At 67.2% G+C, this 17,959-nt stretch carries 16 protein-coding genes; 4 read left to right on the forward strand and 12 right to left on the reverse strand.

Annotated elements, in window-relative coordinates:
- Positions 1 to 11: 11 nt before the first annotated feature.
- The gene (gene glmU, locus FX134_RS07720) at positions 12 to 1,391 is read right to left on the reverse strand and encodes a bifunctional UDP-N-acetylglucosamine diphosphorylase/glucosamine-1-phosphate N-acetyltransferase GlmU (RefSeq protein WP_080800014.1); all 1,380 of its coding nucleotides are present in this window, start codon (positions 1,389 to 1,391) and stop codon (positions 12 to 14) included.
- 98 nt (positions 1,392 to 1,489) lie between these two features.
- A complete protein-coding gene (nhaA, locus tag FX134_RS07725; protein WP_080800017.1) occupies positions 1,490 to 3,298 on the reverse strand; it encodes a Na+/H+ antiporter NhaA in 1,809 nt (602 codons plus the stop codon).
- A gap of 341 nt (positions 3,299 to 3,639) precedes the next feature.
- Here nhaA and hpf point away from each other — a divergent pair, with 341 nt between their 5' ends.
- Together hpf and FX134_RS07735 are read left to right on the forward strand one after the other, a co-directional pair.
- Positions 3,640 to 4,221 carry a ribosome hibernation-promoting factor, HPF/YfiA family gene (gene hpf / locus FX134_RS07730; RefSeq protein ID WP_080800020.1) on the forward strand — a complete coding sequence of 194 codons (582 nt, stop codon included), beginning with the start codon at positions 3,640 to 3,642 and terminating at the stop codon, positions 4,219 to 4,221.
- A 32-nt stretch (positions 4,222 to 4,253) separates the two neighbouring features.
- Positions 4,254 to 4,472, forward strand: a complete 219-nt coding sequence (locus FX134_RS07735) for an acyl carrier protein (RefSeq protein WP_080800023.1) — start codon at positions 4,254 to 4,256, stop codon at positions 4,470 to 4,472.
- Positions 4,473 to 4,720: 248 nt separating this feature from the next.
- Here FX134_RS07735 and FX134_RS07740 read toward each other — a convergent pair whose 3' ends face one another.
- The gene (locus FX134_RS07740) at positions 4,721 to 6,226 is read right to left on the reverse strand and encodes an FAD-dependent oxidoreductase (RefSeq protein WP_080800026.1); all 1,506 of its coding nucleotides are present in this window, start codon (positions 6,224 to 6,226) and stop codon (positions 4,721 to 4,723) included.
- A 225-nt stretch (positions 6,227 to 6,451) separates the two neighbouring features.
- Here FX134_RS07740 and FX134_RS07745 point away from each other — a divergent pair, with 225 nt between their 5' ends.
- Complete coding sequence (locus FX134_RS07745) at positions 6,452 to 7,918, forward strand: helix-turn-helix transcriptional regulator (protein WP_080800029.1); 1,467 nt, start codon at positions 6,452 to 6,454, stop codon at positions 7,916 to 7,918.
- A gap of 36 nt (positions 7,919 to 7,954) precedes the next feature.
- Here FX134_RS07745 and FX134_RS07750 read toward each other — a convergent pair whose 3' ends face one another.
- The 3 genes from FX134_RS07750 to FX134_RS07760 all read right to left on the reverse strand — a co-directional run bounded on the left by FX134_RS07750 (position 7,955) and on the right by FX134_RS07760 (position 11,802).
- On the reverse strand, positions 7,955 to 9,250 hold the full coding sequence (locus FX134_RS07750; protein ID WP_080800031.1) for a bifunctional folylpolyglutamate synthase/dihydrofolate synthase: 1,296 nt from the start codon (positions 9,248 to 9,250) through the stop codon (positions 7,955 to 7,957).
- Positions 9,251 to 9,431: 181 nt separating this feature from the next.
- The gene (locus FX134_RS07755; protein ID WP_080800034.1) at positions 9,432 to 10,952 is read right to left on the reverse strand and encodes an FAD-dependent oxidoreductase; all 1,521 of its coding nucleotides are present in this window, start codon (positions 10,950 to 10,952) and stop codon (positions 9,432 to 9,434) included.
- A 1-nt stretch (position 10,953) separates the two neighbouring features.
- Positions 10,954 to 11,802: a sulfide/dihydroorotate dehydrogenase-like FAD/NAD-binding protein gene (locus FX134_RS07760; protein WP_080800037.1), complete on the reverse strand. Its 849-nt coding sequence runs from the start codon at positions 11,800 to 11,802 to the stop codon at positions 10,954 to 10,956.
- 223 nt (positions 11,803 to 12,025) lie between these two features.
- Here FX134_RS07760 and FX134_RS07765 point away from each other — a divergent pair, with 223 nt between their 5' ends.
- Positions 12,026 to 12,949: a magnesium transporter CorA family protein gene (locus FX134_RS07765; RefSeq protein ID WP_080800039.1), complete on the forward strand. Its 924-nt coding sequence runs from the start codon at positions 12,026 to 12,028 to the stop codon at positions 12,947 to 12,949.
- A gap of 79 nt (positions 12,950 to 13,028) precedes the next feature.
- Here FX134_RS07765 and FX134_RS07770 read toward each other — a convergent pair whose 3' ends face one another.
- From FX134_RS07770 to FX134_RS07795, 6 genes are all read right to left on the reverse strand, one after another.
- Positions 13,029 to 13,271 carry a hypothetical protein gene (locus FX134_RS07770; protein WP_080800042.1) on the reverse strand — a complete coding sequence of 81 codons (243 nt, stop codon included), beginning with the start codon at positions 13,269 to 13,271 and terminating at the stop codon, positions 13,029 to 13,031.
- Entirely contained in the window at positions 13,255 to 13,824 is a 570-nt protein-coding gene (locus FX134_RS07775) for a DUF3990 domain-containing protein (protein WP_143412165.1), read from the reverse strand. The genes FX134_RS07770 and FX134_RS07775 overlap by 17 nt, the downstream gene beginning before the upstream one ends.
- A complete protein-coding gene (locus FX134_RS07780) occupies positions 13,812 to 14,042 on the reverse strand; it encodes a DUF3791 domain-containing protein (protein WP_080800047.1) in 231 nt (76 codons plus the stop codon). The genes FX134_RS07775 and FX134_RS07780 overlap by 13 nt, the downstream gene beginning before the upstream one ends.
- A gap of 13 nt (positions 14,043 to 14,055) precedes the next feature.
- Positions 14,056 to 14,709 (reverse strand): uracil-DNA glycosylase, encoded by a 654-nt coding sequence (locus tag FX134_RS07785; RefSeq protein WP_080800050.1) that lies wholly within the window; start codon positions 14,707 to 14,709, stop codon positions 14,056 to 14,058.
- A 12-nt stretch (positions 14,710 to 14,721) separates the two neighbouring features.
- Positions 14,722 to 16,119 carry an alanine racemase gene (alr, locus tag FX134_RS07790; protein ID WP_080800053.1) on the reverse strand — a complete coding sequence of 466 codons (1,398 nt, stop codon included), beginning with the start codon at positions 16,117 to 16,119 and terminating at the stop codon, positions 14,722 to 14,724.
- Between the two features lie 297 nt (positions 16,120 to 16,416).
- Positions 16,417 to 17,952 carry a LuxR family transcriptional regulator gene (locus FX134_RS07795; RefSeq protein ID WP_080800056.1) on the reverse strand — a complete coding sequence of 512 codons (1,536 nt, stop codon included), beginning with the start codon at positions 17,950 to 17,952 and terminating at the stop codon, positions 16,417 to 16,419.
- Between the last annotated feature and the right edge of the window lie 7 nt (positions 17,953 to 17,959).

Raw genomic sequence — 17,959 nt, forward strand, 5'->3', positions numbered from 1 at the left:
TTTATGCCATTCTACCCCTCGGCTTGCTGGGCGCGCTTCTTGGCGGCCCAGCCGGGGATCTCGCGGTGGTCGGGGCGCGTGAGGGCGAGCGCGTCGGGGGCGACGTCCTTCGTGATGCACGAGCCCGCGCCCACGACGGCGCCCGCGCCGATGCTCACCGGAGCCACCATCATAGTGTCGCTGCCGATGAACGCGCCGTCGCCGATGACGGTGGCGTGCTTCTTCTTGCCGTCGTAGTTGCAGGTGATGGAGCCGGCCCCGATGTTCACGTCCTCGCCGATGGTGGTGTCGCCGATATAGGACAGGTGCGGCACCTTCGAGCCCTTGCCCACCGTGGACTTCTTGATCTCCACGTGCGTGCCGGCCTTCGCGCCCTCGCACAGGTGCGCGGCCGGGCGCAGGTAGGCGCGCGGGCCGCACGTGGCGCCGTCGTCGATGCGCGCCTCCACGGCCACCGTCTCGTCCACGACGCAGCCGCGTCCCACCACGGTGTCGGTCAAGCGCGAGTTCGGGCCGATCACGCTGTCCTCCCCCACGCTCGTGGAGCCCATGAGGAACGTCTGCGGCAGCAGCTCCACATCCTGCTCGAGCACCACGTCGGGCCCGATCCACACCTGATCGGGGTCGGTCATGGTCACGCCGCCCGCCATGTGCGCGGCGTTGATGCGGCGCTGCAAGTGCTTGGTGGCCTCGGCCAGCTGCGCGCGCGAGTTCACGCCCAGGCACTCGGACGCGTCGTCGGTGACGAGCGCGAGCACGGGCCGCCCCGCGTTGCGGCAGATCTCCAGCACGTCGGTGAGGTAGAACTCACCCTGCGCGTTGTCGTTGCCCACCTGGGCAAGCGCGTCGAACAGCGCACGGGCGTCGAAGCAGTAGAACCCGGAGTTGCACTCGCGCAGCGCCGCCTCCTCGGGCGAGGCGTCCTTCTGCTCCACGATGCGCGCCACCGCGCCGTCGGCGTCGCGCACGATGCGCCCGTAGCCGAAGGGGTTCTCAAGCTCCATCGTGAGCACCACCACGGCCGCGTCGGCCTCCTCGCGCGCCCGCACGAGCCGCGCGATGGTGTCCGGCGTGATGAGCGGCGAGTCGCCCGAGAGCACCACAAGCGAGCCGTCGAAGTCCGCCAGCGCCTCGGCGCACACGAGCACCGCGCCCGCCGTGCCGTTCTGCGACTCCTGCACCGCCACGGCCGTGTCGGCCTCCACCAGGGGAATCACCTGCTCGCGCGCATGCCCCACCACCGACACCACGCGCTCCACGCCGGCCTCGCGCGCCGCGTCCACCACCCAGCGGACGAGGGGCTTGCCCAGTATCTGGTGGGCCACCTTGGGCTTCTTGGACTTCATGCGGGTGCCCGCCCCAGCGGCGAGAACGATGGCGGCAGCTTCCATGGCGTATCCTTCGCTCGAACAACGTTTCACGGCCGTAAAGTATAGCGCAGGCTCCGCGCCGCACGTCCGAATCTCACGGAGATGCCACGCGCGAGCGCCTATTCCCGCTTGCCAGGCCCGTCGTCCTTGCCGCCGGACATGCCCTCGGCGTCTTCGCCCTCGCGGCGAAGGGCCTGCTCGCCCTCGCGCCGCAGCACCTCCTCCACCCCGTTGAGCGGCGGCTCGCCGGCGTTCTCGCGGAACTCCTGCTGCACCTTCTGCAGGATGTCCTCCTCGCCTTCCTCGCGCAGTACGCGCACCACCTCGTCGCGCACGGCCTCGCGCACGTCCTGGATGGAGCCGCCGCCCAAAAGGCCGCTCTCGCCCAGGTTCACCTCGATCTCGAAGATGCCGTCGCGGCGGCGGGCCGCGTCGATCTGCTGCCTGATGCCGGGATCCTGCAGATCGCGCAGGATGTCCTCGATGTCGCGCACGGCCTCGCTGTCGGCGGTCTGCAGGCTCTCCACGTCGTCGCCCGGGGTGGACAGGTACGCCACGCCGCGCTTCTGCGCCGCTTTGGCCTGTAGCAACAGGAATCCGAAGCCGATGACGCCCGCCAGAAGCGACGCCGCCAGGATGCCGAGCTTCGCCGTGGCCACGTGCAACTCGTCGGTGAACGCGAGGTTCGCCACGAAGATGGCCATCGTGAAGCCCACGCCGCCCAGGATGGACGCGCCCAGCATATGGAACCAGTTCACGTTCTCGGGCAGCGAGGCCAGCTTCGTCTTCACCACGGCGAAGCTCATCAGCATGATGCCGAGCGGCTTGCCCAGCAGAAGGCCCAGAAGCACGCCGTAGAGCACCGGGTCGGAGAGCATCGCGCCCACGTCCATGCCGGCGAAGCTCACGTCGGCGTTGGTGAGCGCGAACAGCGGCAGGATGCCGAAGTACACCCACGGGTACAGCCGGTGCTCGAGGCGCGTCGCGGGCGGCACCACCTGGCGCGCCACGCGGCTCAGGTCCTGCACCGTCTCGATGTAGTCGCCCTGCGCGATGACCGGCGTCTCGGGCTGGAAGGCGGCGCGAGCCTCGCGCACCTTCTTGCCCGACCAGTCGATGAAGCCCTTCAGGTTCACGCGCGAGCCCGACGGGATGACGAACGCCAGCAGCACGCCGGCGATGGTGGAGTGCACGCCCGACATGAACACGCAGTACCACAGCACGCCGCCCATCAGCAGATACGGGATGAGCGAGTAGATATGGTTGCGGTTCATCAGCACGAGGGCCACCAGCACCACCGCCGCCGCGCCCAGCCAGAACGGCGAGGGGCTGTGGCCGTAGAAGACGGCGATCACGAGGATGGCGATGATGTCGTCGGCCACGGCGAGCGTGCTCAAAAACACGCGCACGCCGCTGGGCACGCGGGTGCCCAGAAGCGCCAGGATACCGAGCGCGAACGCGATGTCGGTGGCGGTGGGCACGCCCCAGCCGTGCGCGGTGTCGGGGTTGGAGGCGTTGAACACCAGGTAGATGGCGATGGGTACGATCACGCCGCCCACGGCCGCCATGATGGGCAGCAGCGCCTGGCGGATGTTCGTGAGCTCGCCCACCGTGAGCTCGTACTTCACCTCAAGGCCTACCAGCAGGAAGAAGATGGCCATGAACACATCGTTGATGACGTGCGCGAGCGACATGTCGGCTTTGGCGTCGCCGAAGAAGATGCCCACCTCGGTGTGCCAGAACCCGAGGAACGCCTCGTACGCGCCCGTGTTGGCCACGATGAGCGCCACCACGGCGGCGAGCAGCATGGCACCGGCCGCCTTCGTCGAGGAGTGGGTGAACTGGATGAGCTTCTTGTATCGCGCCTGGTGGCCCTGCACTTCCGCGATGAAGATGCGATGGCTGCCGTCGTTCTTCGTTTCCGTCATGCGCGCCCTATCTGCGAGCGGGAGGCGCGGGGCCGCCCGTCATGGTCGGTTGCTCGAAGCGCGGCTCGACCGGGTTCCGGCGGGCGCGCAGTTCGGCATATTATCCCCTATCAACCCGAGACGTTCGCCTAACTGTTACACGTTTTTAAACCGATTTCACAACACGAGGCAAAATGCACGGCCAAAACATGACGATTTGCGCTATCCTGTACCTATCAGCTTAGACGTGAGGAGTCGTCTTGGAAGGTGAGCGAGAGGCATAGAATCTCCGCCCGCGCGACCTGGGTCGACGATTGCGATTGAGCTGTTTTTTATTCGCTACGAGGTAAGAGGTGATCGCTATGAGCATTACCGTCACCGGACGCAAAATGCCTGTAACCGATGCACTGCGTCAGTACGCCGAGGAGAAGATCGGCAACTCCATGAAGGTCATGGACATCGACCCGCTGGTAGCCGAGGTCGTGCTCTACGTTGAGAAGAACCCCGCGAACCCCCGCCCCGCCTGCTGCGAGGTCACGCTTCGCACGAAGGGCCACATCGTGCGCGTGGAGGAATGCGAGGAGGACATGTACGCCGCTATCGACGTGTCGGCCGCCAAGGTGGTTCGCCAGCTGCGCAAGTACAAGACCAAGGTCATCGACCGCAAGCTGCGCGCCGCCGACGAGACCATCCGCATCGAGCCGGGCCCGGTGGGCGAGCTGGACGTGGACGGGCTCATGCAGGAGCTCGCGGCCGACGACGAGGTCGTGCGCGTGAAGAAGATCGCCTTCGAGCCGCTCACCGAGGAGGAGGCGCTCGTGAAGATCGACCTTCTGGGCCACGACTTCTTCGCCTACACCGATCGCGACTCCGGCCTGGTGAACGTGCTCTATCGCCGCGACGACGGCGGCTACGGCCTGCTCATGCAGACTGAAGAGGCGTAAAAAAGGGCGCACTGCCGAAGAAAGGAAGGCCCATGGCCACCATCGACACCATCAAGAACATCCTCGAGGAGAACCTCGACATCGACCCCGCCACCGTGGAGGAGTCGTCCACGTTCGAGTCGCTCGGCATCGACTCGCTCGACATGGTGGAGCTCATCTGCGACCTCGAGGAGGCCTGCGAGGTGGACTTCGGCGAACCCGAGGGCCTGAACACCGTCGGCGACCTCGTGAGCTACATCGACTCGCTGTAATCCCGTGTGCGCATGCGGCCCGACGTGCCGCATGCTGGACGCCCGTGGACAAAATCGGGCTTCGGGACTGATTTTCAAGACGAAACCCCTGGCGCGAATTCTCGCGACCAGGGGTTTCTTTCATTTGGGATAGGTTAGCGGGCGAAAAATCAGTCCCGAAGCCCGATTTTGTCCATGATGCTTCCACTCATCGAATGTTTCACGTGAAACATCCGTGCTGAAATCCCAGTTCTTTCAAAACGGAGAGGCTACGCCAGAGCAGCCTCCGCGGCGTTCTTCCCCGCGAAGCGGCCGGAGGTGTAGGACCAGTTCAGGCCGCAGCCGCCCGCCGGGTAGTCGTCGTAGATGAACGTGCCGCAGCACACCTCGCCGGCCGCGTACAGGTTGGGGATGGGCTCGCCGGCCGTGTCGAGCACTTTGAACTCGGTGTTCACGCGGTAGCCGCCGAAGCTGCCGTGCGTGCACACGCCCATGGTGAGCACGTAGTACGGCGCGGTCGTCAGCGGGATGAGGTTCTCGGCCTTCTTCTTGAACTGGGTGTCCTCGCCGGCGGCCGCCAGCTCGTTGTACGCGTCGAGCGCCGCCTGGGCCGCAGCCCCGTCGATGCCGAGCGCGCTCGCGGCCTCGGCCACCGTCTCGCCCTTCGCGAACATGCCCTCTTCCAGGCCGAACTCGAACTTCGGACGCAGATCCTCGTTCAGCGCGTCCACCATGGCCTGGTCGTACACCGCATAGAACTTCTGGTCGTCGAAGTGCGCCACGTCGTAGTAGATGTCGTGCGTCTGGCCGCCCTCGTTGGTGAAGCGCTCGCCGGCCGTGGTGATCCACAGCGCCTGCTTGTTGATGAGTTTGGACTGGCCGGGCTCCACCGGGCACGCGAGGATGCCGTTCGTGCCGCCGTGGCCCACGTAGTCCGCACCCAGGTCGAGGCCCATCTTGAGGCCCTCGCCCGTGCAGCCCACGCCCACCTCGGTGTACACGCCCGAGTAGTCGGGGCAGTACTCGTCGATCATGCCCTCGTTGCGGCAGAACCCGCCGGTGGCCACGATGACGTTCTTGGCGTTGTAACGCACCGTCTCGCCGTTGCCGCGCTTCGCGAGCACGCCGCACACCGCACCGGAATCGTCCACCACGAGCGACTCCACCGCCGTGCCGAAGTGGAACTCCGCGCCCTTTTCCTGGGCGAACGCCGTCACGGCGCGCAGGGCATCCATGGCGTTATTCACGCAGTTGTGGCCGCGCTCCACCGTGTCCTTGCCCTTCTTGGACACCTTATCCTTGAACGGCACGCCCAGCTCGCCGACGAGCCAATCGATGGTCTCGCCGAAGTGGTCGGCGCAGAACTTCTGCACGTCGTAGTCCAGCTTGTCGCCGCCGCGCGAGAGGAAGTAGTCCAGCAGCCCTGCGGGATCGTCCTCGATGCCGGCGGCCTTCTGCAGCTGCGTGCCCGCGCCGTAGAACGTGCCGATGGCGAGCGAGCTCGAACCGGCCAGCCACGCCATCTTCTCCACCAGCACCGCCTTCGCGCCCGCAGCCGCCGCCTGGCCGACCGCCGTCACGCCCGCGCCGCCGCCTCCGAGCACCACCACGTCGTAGTCGAACGTGGCGTGCGCCTCGGCCGCAGCCGCCTGCTGCGTTGTGCACCCGAACAGGCTGCCGAGCGCCATCGTGGCCGCGCCGCCCGTGAGCAGCTTCGCGAACTGGCGGCGCGTGAGCTTCGGCTGCGCCGTGTTGATCGTCTTCGTCTCTTTCATGTCCTGTCCCTTCCTCCCTGTGCCGCGTTCCCGCTGCGGCTCCCGTTTCGATGCCCTCACTTTAGATGGCTCCTGACGTGCGAAGAAGCCACCTTCCGGGTGAAACGGAAGCGCGAGGCGGGCAATTCACCCGGAAGGTGTGAGGGTGTTGGCAAGCGGATGGACGCGCTCGTATATAATGTGCGCGTAAGAGCAATCCCCTGCACCCGAGGAAACGAGCAGCCCATGACGCAGGCCCGCACGGCAGATCAGACGCCGCTTTCGCGCATCGCAGAGGCGTGCGGGGCGTTCCTGCCGTCGTTTCTGGGCCTGGCGGCCACGCGGGTATGGCTGCAGAGCAACCACTTCGCCTCGTACTCGCAGAGCGACGACGGCATGTTCACCGTGGTCAGCCAGCTGCTCTACGGGCTCACCATGGTCGTGGGCGCGCTGATCGCGCTGCGCCGGCCCTTCAGCAAGCGCGGGCGCACCGTGGTGGCGTGGCTCGGCTTCGCCGTGATGACGTTCGCCACCGTGCTCATCCTAGCCGGGAAGGAGACCGACGCGCCCGGCCTGCTGGCGGCGGCCAGCGTGGTGGCGGGCATTGGCGGCGCGCTGGGCGGCGGCATGTGGACGGCCGCCTACGTGCGGCTGGGGATGCGCCAGGCGGTGCTGTACGGGTTCCTGTCGCTCGCGCTCGGGTCGCTCGGCGGGCTCGCGCTCAGCTTCATGCCCGAGGCGACGGGGCTCACGGTGAGCATGTTCATGCCGGCCATCGCGCTTCTGTGCTACCAGCGGGCGCTCAAGGCCGACGTGGGGCAGCTGCCCGCGCCCGAGCCCGTGTACGACAAGGAGCCGCGCACCACCATGCTGTTCATCTTCGGCGGGCTGGCGGTGTTCGGCCTGGCCTTGGGCGTGGCGCGCGGATTCCCCGCAGGCGAGCCGGTGCCGCTGGACGCGCTGCAGCGCATCGTGCACCAGGTGGGCGTGGCGGCCATCAGCCTGTTCATCATCTGGTGGGCTATCGTGCGCCGCAACCGCCTGAGCTTCTCGTTTCTGTGGCGCATCGAGATCATGCTGGTGGCGGCAGGCATGCTCATGCTCTCGGTGTTCCCGGGACACCTGACGGGGATCGCCATCGCCACCGTGAACATCGCCGACACGCTCATGCTGGGCGTCTTATGGGTGACGCTGCAGGACGTAGCGCGCCACACCACCGTGGACGTGTATTCGGTATACGGGTTCGCCTGGGCGGCGCGCGTGCTGTCGCGCGATGCGGGGCGGGTGCTCGTGATGGTGCTGGGCGCGGCGGGCCTGTCGTCCTACGCCGTGACCGCCGTCGTGGGCATCGTGGTGTTCGCGCTGGCCGCGAGCACGGCCATCCTGCTGTCGGACGGCATCCCGCGCACCCGGCCGCTGTTCGCCGAAGACGAGGCGCGGCCGATCAGGAAGAAGGCGGAACCCGGCGCGCGGGCGGAGCACCGAGAAGTCGCGCCGCAAGCCGAAGCCGTGGAGTGGCTGCGCGAGACGTTCGACCTGTCCGATCGCGAGGCGGAGGTGGCCGCGCTCATCGCGCAGGGACGCAGCAAAACCTACATCGCCGAGCAGCTGTTCCTCTCCGAGAACACCGTGCGCACCCACGCGAAGAACGCCTACGCGAAGGCGGGCGTCCACTCCAAGCAGGAGCTCATGGACCTGCTGCAGGAGCGTTGACCGATACGCGGTCCGGCCCGGCCCGTAGGGCAAGGGCTAGAGCGCGGCTTTGAGGGCACCGATCGAGTAGAGGCTGCCGAAGGCGCACACGAGGCCGCCCGCGCCAGCGAGCTCGCGGGCCTTCGCGAGGCCGTCGTCCATGTCGCGGGCGACGTAGGGGTTCACGCAGGCCGAGCAGCCGAGCAGATCCTGGCCGGTCCAGCGGATGGCGCGGGCCAGCTTGTGCGCCGGCAGCGCGCGCGGGTTGTCGGGCGCGACGCACACGAACGCGCTGCCGTGCGGCAGCACCGTCTCCAGCATGGCCGGGTAGTCCTTGTCCTCGAGTACCCCGATGAGGAACACGGGCTCCTGGCCGGGGAACACGTCGTCGAGCGACTCCACGAGCGCGCGGGCGCCCTGCGGGTTGTGCCCGCCGTCCACCACGATGGTGGGCCGGCCCTCCCCCGCGTCCGCGATCTCGAAACGCCCCGGCCACTGCGTCCGCTCGATGCCTTCGGCAACCGCCTCGTCGGGGATGTCCCACCCGCAGCCGCGCAGGGCGAGGGCCGCCTCGATGGCGAGCGCCGCATTGGCCGGCTGGTAGCTGCCGAGCAGTCGCGTGCGGTACGGCCGGCCCTTGTAGGAGAAGGGGCGCACAAGTGTTTCACGTGAAACATCATGCGCTTCGAGTTGCGCGAGGTCGACCACCGTCAACGCATCGCCAGCCTCGGCGGCCGCTTGTTCCACCACGGCCATCGCCTCGGGCTCCTGGGGGTACGACACCACGGCCGAGCCCGGCTTCACGATGCCCGCCTTCTCCCCCGCGATGGCCGCGAGCGTGTTCCCGAGGAGCTTCGTGTGGTCGAGCCCGATGCGCGCGATGACGGCCACCTCGGGCGGGTCGATGACATTCGTGGAATCGAGCCGGCCGCCCAGGCCCACTTCGAGCACCGCCGCGTCGCAGCCTTGGCGCGCGAAGTGCACGAGCGCGACGGCGGTCATGAGCTCGAACTCGGTGGGATGGTCGGCCATGGCCTCGGCCTGCTCGCGCACCTCGAGCGTCACATCGGTCAGCTCGCCAAGCGTGATGTTCGCGCCGTCCACGCGGATGCGCTCCTCGAACGTGATGAGGTAGGGGCTCGTGAACAGCCCCGTGCGAAAGCCGGCCGCCTGCAAGATGGACGCGAGGTAGGCGCAGGTGGAGCCCTTGCCGTTCGTGCCGGCCACGTGCACGAACTTGAGGCGGTCCTGCGGGCGGCCCAGCCGCTCGAGCAACTTGCGGATGCGGTCGAGCCCCAGCCGCGACTCCAGCCACCGCGGCTCGTTGATGTACGCGATCGGATCGAACGACATGATGGCCTCCTTCGGCGTTTGTCATCCTGAGCGGAGCGAACGCAGTGAGCGCAGTCGAAGGATCCCGTGCTGCGCGAGCAGGAAGTCTTTCGGCTGACGCCGCACGGGATCCTTCGACTCGCTTCGCTCGCTCAGGATGACAATCGGGGCGAACAACGCTCGCTCAGGATGACAACAAGCTCTATTGCGTCAAATACTCCGCTATCCCTGCGGCGGCGCGTTTGCCGGCGCCCATCGCGAGGATCACGGTCGCGGCGCCGATCACCGCGTCGCCGCCGGCGAACACACCCGGCTTCGACGTGGCGCAGGTACGCTCATCAGCCACGATGAGGTTGCGCGGGGTCGTCTCCAACCCCGGCGTGGTCTGCGCGATGAGCGGATTGGTCTTCGATCCCGCCGCTATCACGAACATGTCTATGTCCATGACGAACTCGCTGCCCTCCACGGCCATGGGGCGCCGCCGTCCGCTCGCGTCGGGCTCGCCCAGCTCCATGCGCACGCACTCCACGCCGGTGACCCAGCCGTTCTCATCGCCCAGGATGCGCGTGGGGTTCGTGAGCAGCTGGAACCTGATGCCCTCCTGCTCGGCGTGATGCACTTCCTCCGCGCGCGCCGGCATCTCCTCGCGACCGCGGCGGTACACCACGGTCACGTCCGCGCCCAGGCGCTTAGCGGTGCGCGCCGCATCCATGGCCACGTTGCCGCCGCCCACCACCACGCACTTCTTGCCCGCGTACACCGGCGTGTCGTACTCGGGGAACAGGTAGGCCTTCATGAGGTTCACGCGGGTCAGAAGCTCACTGGCCGCCATGACGCCGTTGAGGCCCTCGCCCTCGATGCCCAGATAGCTGGGGATGCCCGCGCCGGTGCCCACGAACACGGCGTCGAAGCCGCGCTCCTCCAACAGCTCGTCGACGTCGTAGAGCTTGCCCACCAGGGCGTTCACCTCGAACGACACCCCGCTCTCGCCGAGGGCGGACACCTCGCGCTCCACGAGCGCCTTCGGCAGGCGGAACTCGGGGATGCCGTAGGTGAGCACGCCGCCCGTCTTGTGCAGCGCCTCGAACACGGTGACGTCGCAGCCGCGCTTCGCCAGCTCGCCTGCGCACGTGAGCGACGCCGGCCCGGAGCCCACCACGGCCGCGCGCTTGCCGGAGAGGTCGGGAAGGCCGGCGGTGGTTTCCTCGGCTGACGCCGCACGGGATCCTTCGACTTCGCGCTGCGCGCTCCGCTCAGGATGACAAAGGGGTTGCTGCTGCGCGCTCCGCTCAGGATGACAACCGGCAGCCGCTTCCTCGGGATGCTCGAAGGCCCAGTCGGCGACGAAGCGCTCCAGGCGGCCGATGCCCACGGGCTCGCCATTCTTGCCGCGGGTGCACACGCCCTCGCACTGCGACTCCTGCGGGCACACGCGGCCGCAGATGGCGGGCAGCGCGTTCGCGTCCTTCACCAGCGCGTAAGCGGCGGCGAAGTTCCCCTCGGCCACCTGCGCAATGAACTGCGGGATAGGCACGCCCACCGGGCAGCCGCCCACGCAGGGCGACTTCGGGCACTGGATGCAGCGGCGCGCCTCGGCCATGGCGTCCTCGGCCGTGTAGCCCAGCGCCACCTCGTCGAACGTCTTGGCGCGCTCGACCGGATCGAGCTCCGGCATGGGCACTTTCGCCTGCTGCTTGTTGGCCTCGTAGTTCATCCGCGCCATGCTAGGCCCCCTTCCGCTCGCCGCAGTCGCGGCCCTCGGCGGCCTCGCGCGCCGCGCCCTCGAAGCTGCGGTACATCACGCCGCGCCGCATGGCGTCGTCGAAGTCAACCAGGTGGCCGTCGAAGTCCGGGCCGTCCACGCACGCGTGCAGGTACTCGTCGCCCACCTTCACGCGGCAGCCGCCGCACATGCCCGTGCCGTCGATCATGAGCGGGTTCATGCTCACGAACGTCTTGATGCCGTAGGGCCTGGTGGTTGCCGCCACGAACTTCATCATGATGACGGGGCCCACGGCCAGCACCAGGTCGTAGTCGGCGCCCTCGTCGATGCGCTGCTGCAGCGCCTGCGTCACGAGACCCTTGTTGCCGTTGGAGCCGTCGTCGGTCATGATGATCTGGCGCGCGGAGCACGCGTTGATCTCGTCCTCGAGCAGGATGAGGTCCTTCGTGCGGAAGCCCGTGATGACGTCCACCTCGCAGCCGTTGTCATGCAGCCACTTGGCCTGCGGATACGCGATGGCCGTGCCCAGGCCGCCGCCGATGACGCACGCCCGGCGCGCGCCCTCGAGCTCGGTGGGGTTGCCGAACGGCCCCGCGAAGTCCATGATGGCGTCGCCGGCCTTCAGCTTGGAGAGGCGCATGGTGGTGGCGCCCACCGCCTGGAACACGATGGTGATGGTGCCCGCCTCGGGGTCGCAGTCGTTCATCGTGAGCGGGATGCGCTCGCCGCGCTCGTCGATGCGCAGCATGATGAACTGCCCCGGCTTGATCTTGCGCGCGATCTCGGGCGCGCGCACCACCATGCGGGTCACCTCCGCGTTGAGCGGCTCTACTCGTTCTATGGGATACACGATGCTTCCGCCCTTCTCGTCTCAGATATAAAAGCAGCACCGTTGCGGTGCCGTCTCGTCGAAGTATGGCGCCATTATAGCAAGGCGCGCTCGATCCCAATGTTTCAAACGTGTTTCCGCACGGTCAACGGAGCGAAAATCGCCGAGGCGGGGCACATCCTATAATCGAACGGTAGGCGCGCGCCCGCCTCGACGGGCATCGGACGAAGAGGAGAAGGCGATCATGGCGCGGAAGTACGTGTTGGCCGAGCAGCTGCGCTCCGTGCCGCTCGACCGGCCCATCGAACCGGGCACGCCCGTGGCAGAGGTCATCACCACGCGCGAGTTCGCCGAACTCGGCGTGGCCGGAGCCGACACGCTGGCGGCGCTGCGCACGCTCACCGAGGCCGAGAGCACCTACCTCGACGTGTTCCCCGACAGCCTCATCGGCTCGTTCGCCGTGCCCGACAAGCGCGACCTCATGGGCGAGACGCTGAAATTCGCCTTCTACCTGGACAAGTCGCACCTCATCTTCATCGACGAGGGCGAGGTGTGTGCGCGCGTGCTCGACGACATCGAACGCATCGGCGTGCTGAAGGAGCCCACGGCGGCGCACTGCCTGTTCGAGTTCATGAAGCTGCTCGTGAAGGACGACCTGGCGTTTCTCGCCGACGTGGAGGACCGCATGGAAGACGTGGAGGAGCAGATCCTCGATCGCTGCGGCGACATCGCGAACCGCAAGATGCTGGGCTTCCGGCGGCGCCTGCTGCGCATCGACACGTTCTATCAGCAGCTCCTTGACATGACGGGCACCATCGCGGACAACGAGAACAAGCTGCTCACGCACGGGGAGAGCCGCCTGTTCCTCTCGCTCGAGAAGACGGTGGAGCGCCTGCTCAAACGCTCGCAGACGCTCAAGGAGTACAGCCTGCAGCTGCGCGAGCTGTACCAGACGCAGATCGACATCCAGCAGAACGACACCATGCAGTGGTTCACCGTCATCACCACGCTGTTCGCCCCGCTCACCCTTATCACCAGCTGGTTCGGCATGAACTTCGCCCACATGCCCGGCCTCGACTGGCCCTGGGGCTACCCCCTCATCATCGCCGTGTGCGTGGCTATCGTGGTGGTGGAGCTGGTTATCTTCAAGCGGAAGAAATGGCTGTAGAAGGAGCGCTAACGAAAGAAAACGGCCGATTTCTTTCGTTACGTCGCCAAATACACCCGCTAACGAAAGAAAACTTTCGTTAGCGGGGCTCGTCGTCCATGAAACGCTCGAACGCGGCCATGAGAAATTCGGGGCCCTCGCGCCAATATTCGAGGGAGTAATCGAATAGAAGGTCGTACGCGCGCGATCCGACGAACCGGTAGAACGCGTCCTCGAACGGAACGTCATGCGCCTTGGCATAATCCTCCAGCATGGCCCGCATCGCCGACACTGCGCAGGCCTCCTTCTGCCCTTCGCTCACCTCGTCATGCAAGCGCGTCATAGTGGTCGCTCCTCACGAATTCGAGGGCCCGCACCGCGGCGTCGGTGCGGAAGCAGAACTGGTCGTCCAGCCTGTTCGGCAACAGCGTCTGGATGGCTATCGCGTCCGCCTCCGGCGTGCCCGGCTCGCCATAGCCGCCCGCCACGTATAGCTGCAACGTGCGCGCGGTGCGATCGTTCGCGATCTTGCCTCCCACGATGTCGACCTCGCGAAACGCATCCAACACGCCGGGAAAGAGATCAAGGCGCCGGTTGCCCGCCACGAAATGAAGCCATTCCTCGTCGGCGTGTTCGAACATATGGAGGGACAAGGCGTCTGCCAGATGTAGCCGGTACACCGACACCGCTCCGACGCCGTGATCAGGAGAAAGCGCACCCTCCTTGATCTGGCGCTTCACCGACAGCCTCACGAAGCTGTGCGCCTGGTCGTAGGAACTGGTCACGTAGAAACCGCGGCCGAAGTCCTTCCCTACCTTGCACGCCCCCAAATCGATCTCGGGAACGGCCAGGTAGCTTCCATGGTAGAGCAGCATCCCATCGTTCAGCTTTGGCACGGCTCGACCCCCTTCGAGCGAAGATAGGTTTCAACTTCGTCCAGGGCCGCGCGGTAGCCGCTCAAATGCAACAGTCCGTACAGCTCGGCAATGAACCCGAGGACGTCGTGCTCTTTGAACAGCTCGGCGCATTCGAGGGACGTGCGGCCCCACGAAGTTTGCGCCATGCGGAACACCCAGCACTGCATATCGGTGATGTCGATTTCCTCCGGCGTCATGTTCTTCCTCTTCTTACAGCAGCTGCGGCTGGTCGGGCTCGGGGGGTTCGGGGACGCCTCTCGGCGGCTCGGCGGCAGCTGCGGCGGCCTGGGCCTTCGCTGCGTCGCTCGCGCGCAACAGCTCGCCTAAGGTGGCGAAGTCGTTCTCCAGGGCCTCGCGCTTGCTGCCGTCGTAGAGCGCGGCGGCCGGATGGAAGATGGGGAACACCTTGAACTTGCCCGCGCGCTGCACGGTGCCGTGCAGGCGCGTGATGCCGATCTCGGTCTTCAGGATGAACTTCGTGGAGAAGTTGCCCAGCGTCACGAGGAACTCCGGATCGATGGTGCGCGTCTGCTCGCGCAGGTACGGCGTGCAGAGCTCGATCTCCTCCGGGCGCGGGTCGCGGTTCCCCGGCGGGCGGCACTTGAGCACGTTCGCGATGAACACGTCCTCGCGCGTGAGGCCCGCCACGGCCAGAAGCTCGTTCAGGTACTTCCCCGCCGCGCCGACGAACGGCTCGCCCTGCAGGTCCTCGTTCTTTCCGGGGGCCTCGCCGATGATCATGACGCGCGCCTCGGGATTGCCCACGCCGAACACGGTCTGCGTGCGCCCGTCGGCCAGCGGGCACTTGCGGCAGTCCGCCACCTGCGCGCGGATCTCGTCCAGCGGGATATGCGGCTTGGACATGCGAGCCCTCCTTTACACGTACACGCGCGGCATGCGCAGGCTGAATCCGCAGGCCAACTCGTAGTTGATGGTGCCCAGCGTGTTGGCCATGTCGTCGAGGGTGATCACGGAGTCGCCCTCGCGGCCCACGAGCAGCACCTCGTCGCCTATCTGCGGATCGAGGCGGCGGCGCGTGCCGTACACGCGCAGGTCCACCTCGAACATGCACTGGTCCATGCAGATGTTGCCCACCTGGCGGCAGCGCTGGCCCTTCAAGATGACGTCGGTGCGGCCCGACAGCCCCCGGCGCAGCCCGTCGGCGTACCCCACGGGGATGGTGCAGATCTTCACACTGCCCGGGCTGCGGTAGTTCATGCCGTAGCTCACGCCCTCGCTCATGGGCACGGTGCGCACGTCGGTGATGCGCGCGTGCACGCTCATGACGGGGCGCAGGTCGATCATCGGCCGCGTGACGCCGGAGGGGTGCAGGCCGTACATGCCGATGCCGAGGCGCACCATGTCGAACTGCACGTCGGGGTAGCGGATGGCCGCAGCCGAGTTGGACGCGTGCACGATGCCCGGGTTCACGCCCGCCGCGCGCAGCGCCGTGATAGCCTCGATGAAGCGCTTCGCCTGGATCTGGAAGTCGAGCGTCTCGGCCGAGTCGGCCGTGGCGAAGTGCGTGAACACGCCCACGAGGTCGAGCGCCCGATGGAAGCTCACCTGCCCCATGAACTCCACCACCTCGTCGTGGCGCACGCCGATGCGGTTCATGCCGGTGTTCACGGCCAGGTGGTACGGCGCGCGCACGCCGAACGCGTCGGCGGCCTCGGCGTACTGGATGGCGAACTCGGCCGTGTACACGCTCGGCATCACCTTGTAGGCCAGAAGCAGCGGGATGGCCGTCTCCGGCGGCTGCGACAGGATGAGGATGGGGGCGTTCACCAGCGCTTCGCGCAGCTCGATGGCCTCGTCCACCGTGGCCACGCCCAGGTAGTCGGCGCCGGAGTTCAGCGCGGTCTTGGCGCAGCGCGCGGCACCGTGGCCGTAGCCGTCGGCCTTTACCACGGCCATGAGGCGCACGCCGTTGTCGATGCGCTGCTTGACGGCGCTCACGTTGTGGCGGATGGCGTTGAGGTCGATCTCCGTCCACGCCCAGCGGCGGTCGGTTGCGGGGATGAGCCGCAGCTTGTCGGGGTCGAACTGGGCCGGCTCTCCGTCGGGTCGCGCGTGGTCGCGCGCGTACTGGAACGCGCCCTCCGCGCCGTTGCCGAACGCGGCTGAAGCCGCTTCGTACGCGCTCCTGCCGGCCGCGGGCGGCTGCGCGCCCACGTAGCGCGGCATGCCGATGGCCGAGCTCGCGGGCACGAAGCCGTTGGGCTTGCGCTGCGAGAAGCCGGTGAATCCGTTGGGAAGCTCTTGTGCCGTCATGCTGTACGCCTTTCGTGTCCGAACGCGCACCAGTATAGCACTCGGCGCAAGCGCGTCGGGCGTGCCGTGCTCGGACGGGACGCGCTGCACGTTTTTTGCGCCTGTGCGAGCTGTTCGACGCGGCTAACTCGCGGAAGGGCACCTCCGGCGATGCACGACCAGGCATTATGCTTGCGACGCATGTGAAAACCCGAGTTAGCATCGTGAAACAGCTCGCACAGACGACGATTTTGGGCATTGTCCCATAGGATGGCAACAGGGGACGCTTCGCGCCTCCGCTCAGGATGGCATCCCCCCTCACCCCTCCAGCTCGCGCAGCATGTCCAAAAGCTCCTGGCGTTTGTGGATGTCGAGCTTGGTGTAGATGTGCTTGGCGTGGGTGCGCACGGTGTTCTCGCTGATGACCAGGCGCTCGGCGATGCTCGCCATGCTGTTGCCGCGGGCGATGAGCTCCATCACCTCCCTCTCGCGCGTGGACAGGCCGTGCGACTCCTGCAGCAGGCGGCACTGCTTGGACGTGCGGTCGCGGATGGCCCCGGCGTCCTCGGAGGCGCTCGGCCGGTTGCGCCGGCGCTTGGGCGCGGGCTTCGTCTCGGCGGTCGGCTTCGCCCCCACCTCGGCAGGCAGGAACTCGATGGGGTCGGCCGTCACGGTGCCCTTCGACGCCAGGGGCTTGAACAGGGTGCCCGTGGCCGCCAGCAGCGTAAGGCCGAGCACCCAGCTCGACGCCATCGCCACGAAGAACAGCCACGCGCGCCCGTCCACCGACACGAAGTCGCTCACCCACCCCATCAGGAACCCCGTGCTCTGCATGAGGTAGGCCACGCCGCCGAAGAACCCGTAGATGAACACGGGGTTGATGCCGCGGTCGCGCGACACCTGGGCGCACTGCATCATCATGAGCATCTGCACGAGCGAGAACACGAGGTACGTGAGCGCCGCGAACAGGTTGAGGTAGACGGAGCCCAGGTAGGGCAGCAGCAGGAACCCCGTGATGATGAGGGGGTACACCACGCGGAACACCGAGGTCAGCCCGAACCGGAAGCTCATGCGGTACCACAGCACCAGAAGCACCGCCGCCGACACGAGCGAGCCCACCATGGACGCGCTGTTCACCACCGCGGCTATCTCGTCGTGCAATAGCGCGATGCCGCGGATGACGCCGCTGGCGAACGCGAGCGAACCCACGCACAGAGCGCTGCGCCAGTAATCGGCCAGCACCCGGCGGTACACGCGCGGATGCTGGCGCGGCACGTCCTCGAACATGGGCTGGTCGACCCGCATCTCGCGCACCGAAAGCGCGATGCACAGGCCGCACAGCGGCACGAACACGAGCGGCACGAGGAAGGCCGTGAGCGCGATGGGCACCAGGTACAGCCCGAAGTAGATGAACGGCGCGATGGCCGTGCCCACGATGAGCCGCAGGTTGCCCTCGGCCGGCGGCAGCGAGGCGAAGTAGCGCTGCCACAGCATGAACATGCCCGCGCACCCGATGCCGAGGAGCACGCCGCCGCCCGCGACCAGCGCGAGGGTGACCGCCGTCAGGTACATGGCCGCGATGAGGCACGCCGAGCCCGAGAACACGAGCAGCGCGCTCAGGGCCACGAGCATGCGCCGCGCCCCGCGCGGGAAGTAGTACGACCCGAGCGTGCTTGCCACGAACGCCCCGCCGAACGCGAGCGCCTGCGTCAGGAAGAACGTGAGCGTGACCTCCGCCGTCTGGAACTCGAGGGGCAGAAACGGGAAGATGCCGCCCCACGTGGAGGTTGCGTTCACCGTGAGGAAGCAGGCGTAGCCCCAACTGGACACGTGCGTGCGCGCCGTCTGCGCCATGGGCTCC

Source organism: Arabiibacter massiliensis, from assembly GCF_902386925.1.
Lineage (GTDB): Bacteria > Actinomycetota > Coriobacteriia > Coriobacteriales > Eggerthellaceae > Arabiibacter > Arabiibacter massiliensis.